This window comes from Streptomyces sp. NPDC111606 (assembly GCF_055656945.1).
This window is the reverse complement of record NZ_JBVKBY010000001.1, coordinates 503,649-519,493: the sequence shown is the minus strand read 5'-3', so window position 1 is coordinate 519,493 and position 15,845 is coordinate 503,649. Positions and strand designations below refer to the sequence as shown.

Annotated in this window: 10 protein-coding genes; 5 read left to right on the top strand and 5 right to left on the bottom strand. The window is 69.8% G+C overall.

The features are described from left to right. Positions 1-6 precede the first annotated feature (6 nt). The 4 genes from pspAA (at position 7) to ACZ7M7_RS02360 (ending at position 5,756) form a co-directional block, all read left to right on the top strand. On the top strand, positions 7-285 hold the full coding sequence (gene pspAA, locus ACZ7M7_RS02375) for a PspA-associated protein PspAA (protein ID WP_383596374.1): 279 nt from the start codon (positions 7-9) through the stop codon (positions 283-285). A gap of 61 nt (positions 286-346) precedes the next feature. After that, positions 347-1,564 (top strand): sensor histidine kinase, encoded by a 1,218-nt coding sequence (locus ACZ7M7_RS02370; RefSeq protein ID WP_472111963.1) that lies wholly within the window; start codon positions 347-349, stop codon positions 1,562-1,564. A gap of 93 nt (positions 1,565-1,657) precedes the next feature. Then, a complete protein-coding gene (locus ACZ7M7_RS02365; protein ID WP_472111960.1) occupies positions 1,658-2,341 on the top strand; it encodes a response regulator in 684 nt (227 codons plus the stop codon). Positions 2,342-2,588: 247 nt separating this feature from the next. Further along, complete coding sequence (locus tag ACZ7M7_RS02360) at positions 2,589-5,756, top strand: efflux RND transporter permease subunit (protein ID WP_472111957.1); 3,168 nt, start codon at positions 2,589-2,591, stop codon at positions 5,754-5,756. A gap of 109 nt (positions 5,757-5,865) precedes the next feature. Here the strand turns inward: ACZ7M7_RS02360 and ACZ7M7_RS02355 are convergent, their stop codons facing one another. The 5 genes from ACZ7M7_RS02355 to ACZ7M7_RS02335 all read right to left on the bottom strand — a co-directional run bounded on the left by ACZ7M7_RS02355 (position 5,866) and on the right by ACZ7M7_RS02335 (position 13,416). Beyond that, a complete protein-coding gene (locus ACZ7M7_RS02355) occupies positions 5,866-6,861 on the bottom strand; it encodes a DUF1266 domain-containing protein (protein WP_472111954.1) in 996 nt (331 codons plus the stop codon). Positions 6,862-7,372: 511 nt separating this feature from the next. After that, a complete protein-coding gene (locus ACZ7M7_RS02350; protein WP_472111951.1) occupies positions 7,373-7,627 on the bottom strand; it encodes a hypothetical protein in 255 nt (84 codons plus the stop codon). Between the two features lie 4 nt (positions 7,628-7,631). After that, on the bottom strand, positions 7,632-12,359 hold the full coding sequence (locus ACZ7M7_RS02345) for a putative T7SS-secreted protein (RefSeq protein WP_472111948.1): 4,728 nt from the start codon (positions 12,357-12,359) through the stop codon (positions 7,632-7,634). Next, positions 12,359-12,961: a hypothetical protein gene (locus tag ACZ7M7_RS02340; RefSeq protein ID WP_472111945.1), complete on the bottom strand. Its 603-nt coding sequence runs from the start codon at positions 12,959-12,961 to the stop codon at positions 12,359-12,361. The genes ACZ7M7_RS02345 and ACZ7M7_RS02340 overlap by 1 nt, the downstream gene beginning before the upstream one ends. Beyond that, the gene (locus ACZ7M7_RS02335; protein ID WP_472111942.1) at positions 12,958-13,416 is read right to left on the bottom strand and encodes an SseB family protein; all 459 of its coding nucleotides are present in this window, start codon (positions 13,414-13,416) and stop codon (positions 12,958-12,960) included. The genes ACZ7M7_RS02340 and ACZ7M7_RS02335 overlap by 4 nt, the downstream gene beginning before the upstream one ends. A 171-nt stretch (positions 13,417-13,587) precedes the next feature. Here ACZ7M7_RS02335 and ACZ7M7_RS02330 point away from each other — a divergent pair, with 171 nt between their 5' ends. Further along, the gene (locus ACZ7M7_RS02330; protein WP_472111939.1) at positions 13,588-15,843 is read left to right on the top strand and encodes a protein kinase domain-containing protein; all 2,256 of its coding nucleotides are present in this window, start codon (positions 13,588-13,590) and stop codon (positions 15,841-15,843) included. Positions 15,844-15,845 lie beyond the last annotated feature (2 nt).

The window sequence follows — 15,845 nt, the reverse complement described above, 5'->3', positions numbered from 1 at the left end:
GGCGACATGATCGTACGGATCATGGGGGAGGGGCAGGTGAGTCTGGCCGACAGCCACCTCACCGAGCTGAACAAGCTGGACGACGTGCTCCTGGAGGAAATGGAGAACGGCGACGGCCCAGGTTTCCGCGCGACCCTCCACGCCCTTCTCCAGAAGGTCCGCGAACTGGGCCAGCCCCTGCCCGACGACTCCCTGGAACCGTCCGAACTGATCCTTCCGTCCCCGGACGCGACGCTGGAGGAGGTCCGGGAGCTGCTGAGCGACGACGGCTTGATCCCGGGCTGAGCCCTTCAGGTCCGCAGCGGGTCTGGGGGCCGCGGGCCCCCAGCGACTACCGTGAGCAAGCGTGAGCACCCTCCAACGCGCCCGGCGGCATCTCAAGGCGCACCCCATGGCGCTGGACGCGGCGTTGGCAGTCGGCGTACTGGTCTGCATGGTGTCCGGCTCGTTCGTGGACCCGCATGGGAAGAACGGCGTGACCTGGGGTCTGCGCACCCCGGACACGCTGAGCCTGGTGCTCATCACCTTCGGCGCCGCAGCCCTGGTCTTCCGCCGCCGCGCCCCCATGACGGTCCTCGCGGTCACCGGCGCCGTCTCCCTGATCGAGTCCGTCACCGGCGACCCCCGCGCCCCGGTCGCCATGTCCGCGGTGATCGCCCTCTACACCGTCGCCTCGACCACCGACCGCACCACCACCTGGCGCGTCGGCCTGCTCACCGTCACCGTCCTGACCGGTTCCGCGATGCTCGCCGGCCCCCTGCCCTGGTACGCCCAGGAGAACCTCGCCATCTTCGCCTGGACCGGCATCGGCGCCACCGCCGGCGACGCGGTCCGCAGCCGCCGCGCCGTCGTCACCGCCATCCGCGAACGTGCCGAACGCGCCGAGCGCACCCGCGAGGAGGAGGCCCGCCGCCGGGTCGCCGAGGAGCGCCTGCGGATCGCCCGGGACCTGCACGACGTCGTCGCCCACCACATCGCCCTCGTCAATGTGCAGGCCGGCGTCGCCGCCCACGTCATGGACAAGCGGCCCGACCAGGCCAAGGAGGCGCTGGCGCATGTACGTGAAGCCAGCCGCTCCGCGCTCAACGAACTCCGGGCGACCGTAGGCCTGCTCCGGCAGTCCGGCGACCCCGAGGCCCCCACCGAACCCGCCCCCGGCCTGGAGCGCCTCGACGAACTCGCGGGCACCTTCCGCAGCGCCGGCCTCCAGGTGGAGGTCGCCCGTGCCGACCAGGGCACCACGCTCCCGGCCGCCGTCGACCTGGCCGCCTACCGCGTCATCCAGGAGGCGCTGACCAACGTGCAGAAGCACGCGGGCCCGGACGCCAAGGCCGAGGTCAGCGTCGTCCGCGTGGGGCCGAACGTCGAGATCACCGTCCTCGACGACGGCGCCGGCGAGGACGACACGGCAGACGGCGGCGGCCACGGCCTGCTCGGCATGCGCGAGCGCGTCACCGCCCTGCGCGGCACCCTCACCACCGGCCCCCGCTACGGAGGCGGCTTCCGCGTCCATGCGATCCTGCCGGTCAAGAGCCGTACGCGCGCCGCGGAGGACGCCGTATGACAACGGGCGGCCCCCTCTTCGTCGTATGCCTCACCGCCGTATGACAACTGAACGCCCCCACCGCCCCGCACAAGGGCCCGGAGAGGACCCCGCATGACGATCCGCGTCCTGCTCGCCGACGACCAGGCCCTGTTGCGCAGCGCCTTCCGGGTGCTGGTCGACTCCGAGCCCGACATGGAGGTCGTCGCCGAGGCGTCCGACGGGGCGGAGGCGGTGCGGCTGGCCAGGGAGGAGCGGGCGGACGTCGTCCTGATGGACATCCGGATGCCCGGCACCGACGGCCTCGCCGCCACCCGCATGATCAGCGCCGACCCGGCCCTCGCCCACGTCCGCGTCGTCATACTGACCACCTTCGAGGTCGACGACTACGTCGTGCAGTCGCTGCGGGCCGGCGCCTCCGGCTTCCTCGGCAAGGGCTCCGAACCGGACGAACTCCTGGCCGCCATCCGCGTCGCGGCCGGCGGTGAGGCGCTGCTCTCCCCGGCCGCCACCAAGGGCCTGATCGCCCGCTTCCTCGCCCAGGGCGACGGCGCCGACGACGACCGCGACCCCGCCCGCGCCGAGCGGCTCGCTGCGCTCACCGTCCGGGAGCGCGAGGTCCTGGTCCAGGTCGCCGGCGGGCACTCCAACGACGAGATCGCCGAGCGGCTGGCGGTCAGCCCGCTGACGGTGAAGACGCACGTCAACCGGGCCATGTCCAAGCTCGGCGCCCGCGACCGGGCGCAGCTCGTGGTGATCGCGTACGAGTCCGGGCTGGTACGTCCGAGGGTGGAGTGAGCTCGACCCGGGTGTACTGCGCCCGGAGTATGCGCCGGATAAGGAACGGGACCTGCGGCCTACGAAACCGGTCTCCCCGATGGCTCAGGGTGTAGGGGCGGGCGCTCATCTGTGCCGCACATGCGTGTCCCACGCGTGTGCCGTGGACGCGCCCTGCCTGATTCCTGCCTGACCCCTGCCTGATCCAAGCCTGATCCAAGCCTGCGCCTTGCCGCTTCTGCCGCTCACAGAAGAGAGACCCTGAACCATGTCCTGGCTGTCGAAGTTCAGCCTTGCCCAGCGTGCCCTGATAGGCCTGATGTCGATCATCGCGATCGTCTTCGGCGCCATCGCGATACCCCAGCTCAAGCAGCAGCTGCTGCCCTCCATCGAACTGCCCATGGTGTCCGTGCTGGCGCCGTACCAGGGTGCCGCGCCGGACGTGGTCGAGAAGCAGGTCGTCGAGCCGATCGAGGACAGCCTCGAGGCCGTCGACGGCATCACCGGCGTCACCTCCACGGCCAGTGAGGGCAACGCCGTGATCATGGCGTCCTTCGACTACGGCCCCGACAACCAGCAGCTGGTCGCCGACGTCCAGCAGGCCGTCAACCGTGCCCGCGTCGCGCTGCCGGACACCGTGGACCCGCAGGTCATCGCCGGTTCCACCGACGACATCCCGACCGTCGTCCTCGCCGTCACCTCCGACCGCGACCAGCAGGCGCTGGCCGACCAGCTCGACCGGACCGTCGTGCCGGATCTGAAGGACATCGACGGCGTCGGCCAGGTCACCGTCGACGGCGTACGGGACCTCCAGGTCACCGTGACCCCCGACGACGCGAAGCTGGCGAAGGCGGGCCTGACCTCGGCGGACCTCGCCGAGGCCCTGAAGGCGGGCGGCGCCACCGTCCCGGCGGGCTCCTTCGACGAGGGCGGCGACAACCGCACCGTCCAGGTGGGCGGCGGGTTCACCTCGCTGCAGCAGATCAAGGACCTGAGGGTCACCGGCTCGGGCGGCCCGGGTGGCGGTGCGGACGCCTCCGGGAAGAAGCCGGTCCGCCTCGGCACCGTCGCCACCGTCGAGCAGGAGCAGGCCGCGGCCGACTCCCTCACGCGCACGGACGGCAAGCCGTCGCTCGCGGTCGCGGTCACCATGGACCGCGACGGCAGCGCGGTCGCGATCTCCGACGCGGTCCAGGACAAGCTCGCCGGGATGCGCAAGGACCTCGGCTCCGGCGCCACGCTCACCGTGGTCAGCGACCAGGGGCCGGCGGTCTCGAAGTCCATCGACGGCCTGACCACCGAGGGCGCGCTCGGCCTGCTCTTCGCGGTCCTCGTCATCCTGGTCTTCCTGGCGTCGATCCGTTCGACACTGGTGACGGCGGTCTCGATCCCGCTGTCGGTGGTCCTGGCCCTGATCGTCCTGTGGACGCGCGATCTGTCGCTGAACATGCTGACGCTCGGCGCGCTCACCATCGCCATCGGCCGGGTCGTCGACGACTCGATCGTGGTCCTGGAGAACATCAAGCGGCACCTCGGCTACGGCGAGGAGCGCCAGGAGGCCATCCTCAAGGCGGTCCGCGAGGTCGCCGGCGCGGTCACCTCCTCCACCCTCACCACGGTCGCCGTGTTCCTGCCGATCGGCCTGGTCGGCGGCATGGTCGGCGAGCTGTTCGGCTCGTTCAGCCTGACCGTGACGGCCGCGCTGCTGGCGTCGCTGCTGGTCTCGCTGACGGTCGTACCGGTCCTGTCGTACTGGTTCCTGCGGGCCCCGAAGGGCACCCCCGAGGACGCCGCCGAAGCCCGTCGGATCGCGGAGGAGAAGGAGGCGAAGAGCAGGCTCCAGCGCTTCTACGTCCCCGTCCTGCGCTTCGCGACCCGCCGCCGTATGACCAGCGTGCTGCTCGCGATCGTCGTCCTCTTCGGCACGTTCGGCATGGCGCCGCTGCTGAAGACGAACTTCTTCGACCAGGGCGAGCAGGAAGTCCTCACCGTCAAGCAGGAGTTGAAGCCGGGCACCAGCCTGGCGGCGACCGACGAGCAGGCGAAGAAGGTCGAGAAGCTGCTCGCCGACACCGAGGGCGTGAAGGACTACCAGGTCACGATCGGCTCGTCCGGCTTCATGGCGGCCTTCGGCGGCGGCACCGACACCAACCAGGCGTCCTACCAGGTGATGCTGGAGGACTCGGCGTCGTACGAGGACGTACAGGACCGCGTCGAGGCCGGCCTGGAGAAGCTGGACGGCATCGGTACGACCACCATCGCGGCCGGTGACGGCTTCGGCGCCCAGGACCTGAGTGTCGTCGTGAAGGCGGCCGACGCTCAGGTGCTGCGCAAGGCGTCCGAGCAGGTGCGCGAGGCGGTGGCCGGCCTGGACGACGTCACCGACGTGTCCAGCGACCTGGCGCAGAGCGTGCCGCGCATCTCGGTGAAGGCCAACGACAAGGCGGCCGCGGCCGGCTTCAACGACCAGACCCTCGGCCTGGCCGTCGCCCAGGCGGTCCGCGGCAACACGGCGGCTCAGGCGACTCTCGACGACACCGAGCGGGACGTCGTCATCAAGTCGGCCAAGCCGGCGACGACGCTGAAGCAGCTTCAGGACCTGAGCCTGGGCCCGGTGAAGCTCGGTGACGTCGCGGACGTGAAGCTGGTGGACGGCCCGGTCTCGATGACCCGCATCGACGGCCAGCGCGCGGCCACGATCTCCGCGAAGCCGACCGGCGACAACACGGGCGCGGTGAGCGCGGACCTCCAGTCCAAGATCAACTCGCTGACCCTCCCGGCGGGCGCGACGGCCTCGATCGGCGGTGTCTCCGAGGACCAGGACGAGGCGTTCGTCAACCTGGGCCTGGCGATGCTGGCGGCGATCGCGATCGTCTTCATGCTGCTGGTCGCGACCTTCCGCTCGCTCATCCAGCCTCTGATCCTGCTCGTCTCCATCCCGTTCGCGGCGACGGGCGCGATCGGCCTCCTGGTGGCGACCGGCACCCCGATGGGCGTCCCCGCGATGATCGGCATGCTGATGCTGATCGGCATCGTGGTGACGAACGCGATCGTGCTGATCGACCTCATCAACCAGTACCGGAGCCAGGGTTACGGTGTCGTCGAGGCCGTGATCGAGGGCGGCCGCCACCGCCTCCGCCCCATCCTCATGACGGCCCTGGCCACGATCTTCGCCCTCCTCCCCATGGCCCTGGGCGTCACCGGCGAGGGCGGCTTCATCGCCCAGCCCCTGGCCGTGGTCGTGATCGGCGGCCTGATCACGTCGACCCTCCTCACCCTGCTCCTCGTCCCGACGCTGTACGCGATGGTGGAACTTCGCAAGGAGCGCCGAGCGAAGAAGCGACAGGCGAAGCGGGACAGGAAGGCGGGGGTGACTGCGGAGCCGACGCCGGCTGCGTCGTCGGACTCGGACGAGCCGGAGACGGCTGGGGTCTGACCCTACGGTCCTCATGAAGACAGCCCGTCCCGGGAGAGCCTGGGGCGGGCTGGGCCGTTGTCTGGATCAATCCTTGCGGCTCACTCGGACGCGATCCAGACGGGGATGCCTACCGGAACGGGATGTTGAGCCAGGGGCTGCCGGGGTCTGCCATCAGGATCCGGTGGACGGTGACCATGTCCTCGTACCAGCTGCCGAACTTGTCGTTGTCGAATTGCAGGCAGCGGCCGAGGACGAATCCGACGGAGAAGTCCTGCCAGGACTTGTAGCGGCGTGCAGCGCGGTGCCCGACTTCGACAACGGCCGCCTCGGCTTCCGGCAGTGTGCCGAAGCGGGTGCTCAGGCCCCAGCGCGCCATGCAGGAGGCGCGCCCGAGGTACCAGGCGTCGACGGAGGTGACGTGCTGGCCGTCACCGAGGAGACCGTCGGCCCGCATGCGGGCCTCGTAGCGGGTGATACGGCCGATGAGGTGTTGGATGTCTTGGATGCGCGCCTCGGTCTCGGCCGCGGGAAGAGGAGCCGTGTTGGTGACGCCGTCCGGGGTGAGCAGGGTCCCGCTTCCCGCCCGCCGGTGCAGAACGCGGGCGGCAGTCTCGTGCCAGTGGCCGGTCTCGACGTGGCCGCCCGTGTCCTGGGCGATGGCGTGGCGCACACCGAGGACGAACTCACAGACCGGGTCGGCGCGTTCGGTGTCCAGCAGGGCGCGCTGTTGCACCTGCCACTCGGAGTGGCTGGTTATGCCCCACGACTTACGTAGCATCCGGCGCTCTGTGCGGTAGCCGTGGCCGTGGTAGGCCAGGGCGTTCCAGGGACGTCCGTGGTGGACGATGATGTGAGCCCCGCAGGCCAGCCCATGGGCCACGGGGCCGCGCAGTGGGCCGCCCACTCGCAGAGTCCGCAGCGCTGCCTCGTCCGACGGGCCGTTGGTGTGCTTGGCGTACTGAGTCCAGGCGTGGGAGTGCGGCGGCGCGGCGGGCAGGAACGCCTCGCACGGACTGCCCGGATTGATGACGATCATCTCTGGAAAGTCGGGCGTCCAGCCCTCCGTGAACCACGCGAGCTCTCGCCAGTCGAACACGCGGTGCGTCTCTGGCGCGGGCAGCATGCCCTCCGTGTACACCGCCCACACCCTGCCACCGAGAACACGGGGGTCGTGCCCGAAAACGGAATAGGTGTTCAGGAACCTGGCCTCTGCCTTGTCCCGCAGTACCTCGAAGTACAGCCGATTCCGTGCGAGCGTCTCGAAATAGGCTGGCCAGTCTTCACGGGATCGGGCGTCGAGCAATGCCTGTTCCACTTCTGTGGGAGGGGTCCAGGCGGGTGGGGTGGGAGGCCCGAAGGCTGCAGGGGGCGGACCGAACGGCAATGTTCACCTATCGTTCTATCGGGATGTGAGGACGTGTTAGTGATTCCGCTCCGGAATTCCGATTGGGGCAACCTGATCCCCCTCCGTTGTCACCGGATGAACCTCCGTTCTGTACGCGGCAAGGTCAGACCAGTGGCGCACGTCCGCGAGTAAGCCGCCCCGACGTCCGCCGTTCAGCTGTTCAAGCGGGGTTGTCGCAACCTATGAGCTGACCGTCTTCGAATTCCGTGATGCCGCAGATGCTCTGACGTCACGAACCTTCGGCTCGGACTCTCCTTGCGATCTCGATGTCGTCAGACAGTGCGCTCAGGCGTGGGGGGATTCTGGAATTGTCAAGGACGACCACGTGCAGTCGATCGCCGACCTTGGGCGAGACTGCATCTTCCCACCAGAAGGGATGTTTCCTCAGGTCAATGAACCCCTCGGATTCTCCCATGTCTACCAACACGCCGACGGGGCTGACCAATGTAACCGTGACGTCCAGTTCATCATTGATTTCGATCACTCTGTCACCCGTTCCCGCCAATGGGGATCCATGTCCGGTCAAGAGTCAACTCGTTGAATCTCGCAAGCTTGTCGACTGGAATGGTGAACTCGATTCTGGGGGACGCCTCTGGCCCCTTCAGGTCGTATCTGTTCATATATGGTGGCATGGCGAATTCACTGAGGAAATCCGGATGCATGTCGTAGCGAATCATCCCATTCGCGAAGTTCCTGCCGGCGGGGCTCATGTATTCGGCTGCGACGCTGCGTTCTCCAAAATATATCAGCCCGTCGGAAGGTAGGCCTCCTCCTATGTCCACCCCGCGTTGATGATTGGCGGGATCGGGGCCATGTTGCAGCTCGAATTCCGCGTCCTTGGCCTTCGGTGTCCGGTAGATGGGGAAGGAACTGTCACACGGCGTCAGGCCAAGCGGGTCGATCCATGAGTGTGGGTTGTGGACGTAGGTAGCGGGATTGTCCGCGGGTGCCAGCCCGAGCGGGTCCAAGGTGGTGTAGCGGGCCGTCTCGGGGTCGTAGTGCCGGTGGAAGTTGTAGTGGAGGTCGGTTTCGGGATCGAAGTACTGGCCAGGGAAACGCAAGGGCGTGTAGGCGTTGGCCGTGCGGTTCCAGGTGGTCGTGCCCCAGAGGGTGGTGCGGGTGTGCCAGGCGATGTCGCCGTGTTCGTCGACCAGTTCCGTGGGAGCTCCGACGAGGTCGGTGATGATCGCGTAGAAGCGCTGGTCGATGTCTTCCTGGGACGCGTCGCCCGCCGTCTTGCGTTCGGTCTGGGTCAGAGGGCGTATGCCCTGGTGGTCCCACGTGAGGGTGATGGCCGACTGGTCGGTTCCCGGGGTGTGCGTGGTCTGTTCGCACAGGGTTGTGCCGTCCCAGGTGAAGTCCACCTGTTCCAGGACGGTTTCGGCGTCAGCGGCGAGGCGTTGTTTGGCGATGCGGCGGCCCAGGGGGTCGTAGTGGTAGCGCCAGGTGGTGCCGTCGGGGGTGACGACGGAGGTGAGGCGGTCTTCGGTGTCCCAGGTGTAGCGCCAGGTGTCCGGTTTGCGGGAGAGGCGGGTTTTCTGGCGCAGGGTGATGCGGCCGGCTTCGTCGTGTTCGTAGCGGACGTTGCCCGCGCGCGTGATTCGGGTGCCGGTGTAGGTGCGCTCGCCGGTGGCCTCCTGGCCCGGCATGGAGTCCGGCCAAGCCGCTCGGGTCTGGTTGCCTGCCGCGTCGTAGGCGTAGGACTCCGTCCAGTTCGCGGCGTGGACGGCTGTGACCCGGCCGGCGGCATCGAGGTCGAAGCGGCGGGGGCCGTTCAGGTCGTCGTCGATGCCGGTCAGGTTGCCGTCGGCGCGGTAGGTGTAGGTGCGGTGCTGGAGGCGCGTGTCGCCGGGGCCGGTGAGTTCCTGTTTCGTCAGGCGACCCAGGGGGTCGAAGGCGTTGGTGAGGGTGAGGGCCTCGCCGATGTGGCGGGTCAGTTCGCGGCCGGCCGCGTCGTGGGTGAAGGCGAGGGTGTGGCCGCTGGTCGTCAGGGCGGTGCGGTTGCCCGCCGCGTCGTAGGCCCAGGCGCTGGCCGCGCCGGACGGTGTCGTGCGGTTGGTGCGGCGGCCCAGCACGTCGTAGGTGTAGGTGAGCGTGCGGCCGTTGACCGTCTCGGACATCAGGCGGCCGGAGTCGTCCCGCTGCAGCGTAAGGACCGCATCCGCGCCGACTGCCCGGGCCAGGCCACCCGTCGCGTCGTACGCGTACGTCGTGACCGCTCCGGCCGCGTCCTTTCTCACCACGCGGCCCAGCACGTCCCTGTCGAAGCAGATGGTCCGGCCGGAAGCCGTCGTGCTGGCGGTCAACTGGCCTGCACTGTCGTGTTCGTACGTCAGCCTGCGGTCGTCGAAGTCCGTCTCCGCGATCAGCCGTCCGGCCGCGTCGTACTCGTACGACCAGGTCAGGCCCTGCGGGTTCGTGACGTTTGTCAGATGAAGTTCGGTGTCGTGAGCGAACTCGTAGCGCACCCCATCCGGGCCGGTGCGAGCCGACATCAGGTCGAAGTGGGTGTACTCGTAACGGGATACGGCGCCCATGGCGTCGGTGTGACTGGTGGTGTTGCCTTCGCCGTCATACGCCCACGACTCCGTGGCGCCGTCCGCGGTCATACGCCGGGACAGCCGGCCCTCCACCGTCCACTCAAGGCGCGTCACCGCACCCGTCGGGTCGGTGATTGTGGTCGGGCGGCCGAAGGCATCCCTCTCGTAGCGGGTCACCGCGCCGAGCGGGTCCGTGACCTCCAGCGGCAGGCCCGCGGTGTTGCAGCGGACCGTGCTCGTCGCGCCCGTCGCGTCCGTGATCGCCGACAGGTGACCGAGCGCGTCGTAGGTGAAGCGGGTCGTGACCCCCGAAGCGGTGTCGGTCACCTGGGTGCGGTTGCCGAACTCGTCGAACTGCTGGCTGACATGGGTACCGTCCGGGCCGGCAATGGCCACGGGCAGGCCCTGGTCGTCGTAGCCGATGCTGGTGTAGCGGCCGTCGGGGCGGACGGCCATCACCATGCGGCCCGCCTCGTCGTAGGCGTAGCTCTGCGTGCGGCCGAGGGCGTCGGTGACCGTCAGTGGGCGTTCGTAGCGGTCATACGTCGTGCGGGTCGTCGCTCCGTCGGGGCCCGTCTCGCCCACCACCTGCAGGTCACTGTTGACCAGGTAACGCGTGCTGTGACCGAGGGAGTTGGTCGCGGTGATGGTTCGGTGGCCTGTCCCCGGGTCGATGTCGCCGTAGACGAAGGTGTTGCGCAGGTGGCCGGCGTCGCCCGACTGGGAGGTGCAGCGGCCCTGGTCGTCGTAGACGTAGTGGTAGGACGAGTTGTTCGTGTCGGTCCAGGCGGTGATCCGGCCGGCGGAGTCGTTGGTGAAACGGGTCGGTATGCCCGACGAATTCGTTACCGCCGCAAGGTGACCCTGCTCGTCGTAGCCGAAGCGGACCAACTCGAGGTCGCCGCCGCCGTCCGCCGTGCCGTTGGCCAGGCTCAGGGCAGTTATTCGGTCCGCGGTGGTCTCGACGGTGAGGTGGTAGCCGGCCGAGTGCACGATCGTCGTGGGGGCGCCCTCGTTGTCGTACTCGAAGGTGAGCCACTGGCCCGAGCGGTCGGTGATCTGTTCCAGCAGGGCGATGCCGTTGCCGTCGCCGCCCGGCGCCGCGAAGTGCCAGGTGCGGTCGGCCGCGGGGTCCGTGATGGAGTAGTCGCCGTAGGCGTCGATGGTCAGGGGATATCGGCTGCCCTCAAGCGGCAGGGTCGGCACGCCGGGGGCGGGGTGCGGGTAGGCCAGTAGTGCGCCGTTCTCGCGGATGAAGATGACACCCTCGGCGTCGATCTCCAGGCGCTGGTCAGCGGTGGAGGTCCACTTCGGACCGAACCAGCGGCCGGCCTCGTACGAGGACTCGAACTGCCGGGAGAACAACAGGGGCAGCTTGGCGGGCAGGGTGACGTCGGTTTGCGGCAGCGCCATGCGGCCGGTGGCCATGTCGATGGGGTCGCCGAACCACTTGCACTTCTGTTCCCGGGAGAAATTCTTGATCGCCTGTCCGACGCTCCTGCGCGCCGCTCCCGTAGCCGCGCCGTCCGCGGCCCCTCGCGCCGCCCCTCGGGCCATGCCGGTAGCGCCTTTGCCACCGATCAGGTTCGAGGCGAGGTAGCCCATGGCGTCGCCCGGGTCGCTGCTCCAGCCGCTGCCGATGACGGCCTTGGGCAGGCGTTCGGGATGGGCGGCGGTGCCCACCAGGCCGGCCAGCAGCATGTTGGAGTTCTTCACATACTCGCCGGGGTGGGTGATGTTGTAGGAGTCCATCGGGTTGACGGTGCGGACCAGCTTCACCAGGTCCGCTCCTCCCTTGAGGAGACCGCCCAGGACATGGGCCTGGTTCAGCTGCGTGCTCACGACGGCGTCCGCCGCGTCGGCCTTCAGCCGGTCGGTGAACTCCGGCTTCGGCGGGGCCGTCTCCAGTGCGGCCGCCACCCGGCGCTGCGCGTCGCGCGCGGCGTCGGTGCGCTGGCGGCGCGCCTCGGCGAGGATCTCCTCGGCCTCCCGTCGGCCGGCGGCCCCCGGGTCGACGAAGGCGCCCGGCTCGGTCGGTTTGCGGCCCGGGTTGCGTCCCGCCGAAGCGGCCGCGTTGTACTGGTCGGCGGCCTGGTTGTACGCCGTCACTTGAGCGTTGTGCGCATCCACCGCCCGCCGGCTGTCCTCCTGCGCGGTGCGGTAGGCGTCGATCGCCGTCTGAGCCTGCCCCTGCGCCCAGCGCACCGTGTCCGCGTACGCCTCCAGCGCCTTGGCCGCCGCCTCGCAGGCGTCGGCCGCCGTCAGCCACTGCTTGGGATGCATGTCGAACTTCTCGCGGAAGGCATCCGCCGCCTTGCCCTGCCAGCCCTCGCCGTCCAGCGAGCGCATCCCCTGACCGACGCTCTCGAACGCCCGGGAGAAATCGCGCAGATGCCGGGCCCGTGCCTCCAATGCCTTCGGGCTGCCGTGGACCAGCTCCTTGGGGTCCTCGGTCTCTCCCAGCCGGCGCTCGGCGACATCGCCGCCCAGCCGGTTGTTCACCCCCTCCCCGAAGTCGCGCACCCCTTCGGCCGCGCCGTCCGCGCCGACCGCGGAAAGGCCGTCCGCCGCCTTGTCCGCGCCCCAGTTGACGGCCTCCCCGACGCCCGCGCTCACGCCGTCGACAGCGCTCTCCAGGCCGTCCCCGAGGTCGTCGACCATGTCCCCCAGGCCCATCAGCGCTCAACCTCCCCGGAGACCGTGGCCTCGGGGCCGTCAGGCTGCCAGTCCGTCCGCGAATCAAAAGGCGCGTCCGGGGTCACCGTCGAGGTCTCCAGGTCCTCCTTGGCCTGCGCCCAGGCCTGCCGGGCCGCCTCGTCACCGGCCTGCAGGGACTCCGCGCTGTAGTCCGCGTCCATGAAGTGGGACACGGAGTTGTCCTTCAACGTCTGCGACCAGGAACGCTGCTCGACCTCCTCCTCGGACAGGTAAGGGTTGCCCGCTGCCGCCGTCCACACCGTCTTGAGGGTGTTCGAGACGTACTGCTCCTGCTCGTGATACAGCCCCGCCGACAGGTTGAGCCGCTGCGCGAACCCGTTCGCGTCCTGCATCATCGAACGCACCCCCCAGCTCCACCGCTCGCAGAAGTCGGCGAACACCTGGCGCAGGTTCGCGTCCCCCACCTCAAGACCGGCCAGCTCCAGGTCGTCGAAGCCTCGGCCCTGGGCCGCCTCGATGTCGAAGCCCAGCTCCTTCAGCTCGTCGATCGCCAGGTTGATGCCCCGGGTGATCCGCTCCAGCGCCTCCGGATCGACCCGGTAGCCGTCCCCGCTGCTCACGCGTCCACCTCTTCAGAGTCCACAACCGTGTCCACAGCTGCCGCGTCCGGAACAACTCCCTTCGCAGGAGGCAGTACCAGGCCCGCCGCACTGCCCGCGTCCACCGCGATCCCGACCGGCCCGCCGTCCGCCTTCGCCACCTCCGGGACCACCTGGTCCAGCAGACGCGCCCCGTACACCGGCACCCGCTCCGGCACCGCCTCACCACGCGCCTGCGCAAAGCGCGCCAGCGCCGCGTCATCCGTGAACGCAAACAGCCAGCGCACCCCGCCCGCCGCCACCGACAGCAGCGAGTCGTTGACCACCGGCACCAGCACCTCGCTGCGCCTGAACTCACCGACGGTCGCGCCCAGATCGCCCTGACCGGTCGCCGCCAGATCCGCCAACCGCGTCCGCAGCCCCATGGCATCAGCGCTCAAAACAACCCCCGCCGAAAACTTCACCGTCGATCGCACATGCGAACGATCATGCTAGTCGGGCGACCGCGAGCCCATCCAAACGCCGCCACCCCCGGCGTTTCGGCCACGCCCGGCCCCGAGGCTCCAAGAGCTCCTCGCTCGGCCCCGTCGTCTCACCGTTACGTATCCTGAGCCCCTCGAACTGCATGACGGGGGAGGGTTCCGGGCGTGCTGCTGCACAAGGACGATCCGCGATCGGTCGGCGGGTACAAGCTGGTCGACCGGCTCGGGGCCGGGGGCATGGGGGTCGTCTACCGGGGCAGGTCGCGTTCGGGGCGTGAGGTCGCCGTCAAGGTGGTGCACTCCCAGTACGCCGAGGACCCCGTCTTCCGTGCCCGCTTCCGGCAGGAGATCGAGGCGGTCCGCAAGGTGAGCGGTGTCTTCACCGCACCGGTGGTGGACGCCGACCCGGAGGCGGTACGGCCCTGGATGGCCACCCAGTATGTGCCCGGGCTCTCCCTTGCCGCCCGGATCGCCGACCAGGGCCCCTTGAAGGGCACCGAGCTGCGGCGGCTGACGCTCGGTCTGGTGGAGGCGCTGCGGGACATCCACCGGGCCGGGGTGGTCCACCGGGACCTCAAACCCGCCAATGTCCTCATCGCGGACGACGGCCCGCGCGTCATCGACTTCGGCATCTCGCGCGCGGCCGAGGACCACAAGACCCTCACCGAGACCGGGCAGATGATCGGCACCCCGCCGTTCATGTCTCCGGAGCAACTCACCGACGCCCGTTCGGTGGAGCCGGCCTCCGACGTCTTCTCCCTCGGCGCCCTGCTCGTCTTCTCGGTCACGGGCCGGGGCCCCTTCGACGCGGACAGCCCCTACCTCACGGCCTACCGGGTCGTCCACGACGCCCCCGTCCTGGACGGCGTACCGCAGGCCCTTCGCTCGATCCTGGAGCGCTGCCTCGCCAAGGAACCCGCGGACCGGCCCGAACTGGACGAACTGGCACGGGAGTTCGTGGCCGCGCTGCCGGAGGCGGGCGCGGACGACCGGTCCACCGTGACGCTGCGCACGGAGGAGATGGCCATGGTCCGGACCCGGCCCGCCGCGGTCGCCGACTCCGGTGCCGTGGTTCCCGGCCGGCGACGCAGTCGTATACGCCCGCTGTGGGCCACGGTCGGCGCGGTCGGTGCCCTCGTACTCGGCCTGACGGGATACCTGCTGCTCGGGACCGGAGTGGGGGACGACGACGCCCGGAAGGCGGCCGACACCGCCGCAGCCGCGCCTGCCCGATGGGCGGCCATGCCGTCCGGCTGGAAGCCCTGGCAGACCACGGTGGACGCCACCGCCGCGCACGGCGTGAAGAAGGGATCGGCCGGCGGGACCGGGTTGGGAGACGGCCCGCAATGCCGGCTGTACGAGGGGGCCGTCCACTGCGCGGGTGACGGTGTGCTGCCCATGCGCCTCGACGGGCTGACCGGACGGATCGACTGGCGGGCCGACGTCCTGCCCCCCGGCCGGCAGCAGGGGACGTACACCTTCTCCGTCCTCGGTCTCGTGGACGACGCGATGCTGGTCCAGGAGGACTTCACCCCCGTCGCCGGGGAGGCGTCGAGCACGACGGTCGCCGCTCTGGACACCGGGACCGGTGAGCGGCTCTGGCATCGCAAGGTGGCGAACCACGGGATGTCCCCGGCGGTCTCCGGCAACCTCGTGGTCATGGCGGCCGAGGGTGCCCGCGCGGTGACCGCCCGCTCGGCACGCACCGGCGCCGAGCGCTGGACGACACCGCTGCCGGCGGGGCAGTACTGCGACGCCCAGGACGTGGCCGAGGCCCTCCGGCTGGAGTGCGTCGCCGAGTTCGAGCCTTCCCGGAACATCCTGCTCATGGAGCTGGACCGGGCCGACGGCTCGGTCCGGCGCGTGAACGTGCCCAACCACGGAACTCTCGTGGGGACGATCGACGACCGCCTGCTCTACGTCGACCCGGCCGAGGATGAGGAGGGGAACATCCCCGCCGGCGACGACGGGCCGTTCGGCAGCATCCGGCTGGTGGACCCGGAGACCGGTGAGGGCCGCTCGACGGAGCTGGCGGAGGAGTTCGAGGGCGATGTGACGCTCGGGGACGGCACGCTGTGGTTCGTCACGTCCTCCGGCCAGGTGACCGCCGTGTCGGTGCGGACGGGCGAGCGGCTGTGGCAGACCCCGACGAGCCTGGAGACGCCCAGCGGCGTCACCTACGACCCGCGCGCCCGCGCGCTCTACCTGTCCAGCGCCAGCGGCCGCGTCGCCGCCCTCGACACGAAGAAGGGCACGCTGCTGTGGGAGACCCTGCCGCGTGCCCAACGGGTGACGAACACGGGCAGCCGGTCGCTGCCCGAGGTGATGCTCCGCGAGGGCGCCCTGATCGCCGCCACCCCGGACGGTGACCTGTTCACCCTCGACCCCGCCCACCCCGACCGGAAGCCCGTGTCGGGGTGAGC

Coding starts and splice junctions, on each gene's coding strand:
- ACZ7M7_RS02345 (WP_472111948.1), bottom strand. CDS start 12,359: ATGGGCCTGGGGGACATGGTCGACGACCTCGGGGACGGCCTGGAGAGC.
- ACZ7M7_RS02355 (WP_472111954.1), bottom strand. CDS start 6,861: ATGCTGCCCGCGCCAGAGACGCACCGCGTGTTCGACTGGCGAGAGCTC.
- ACZ7M7_RS02360 (WP_472111957.1), top strand. CDS start 2,589: ATGTCCTGGCTGTCGAAGTTCAGCCTTGCCCAGCGTGCCCTGATAGGC.
- ACZ7M7_RS02365 (WP_472111960.1), top strand. CDS start 1,658: ATGACGATCCGCGTCCTGCTCGCCGACGACCAGGCCCTGTTGCGCAGC.
- pspAA (WP_383596374.1), top strand. CDS start 7: ATGATCGTACGGATCATGGGGGAGGGGCAGGTGAGTCTGGCCGACAGC.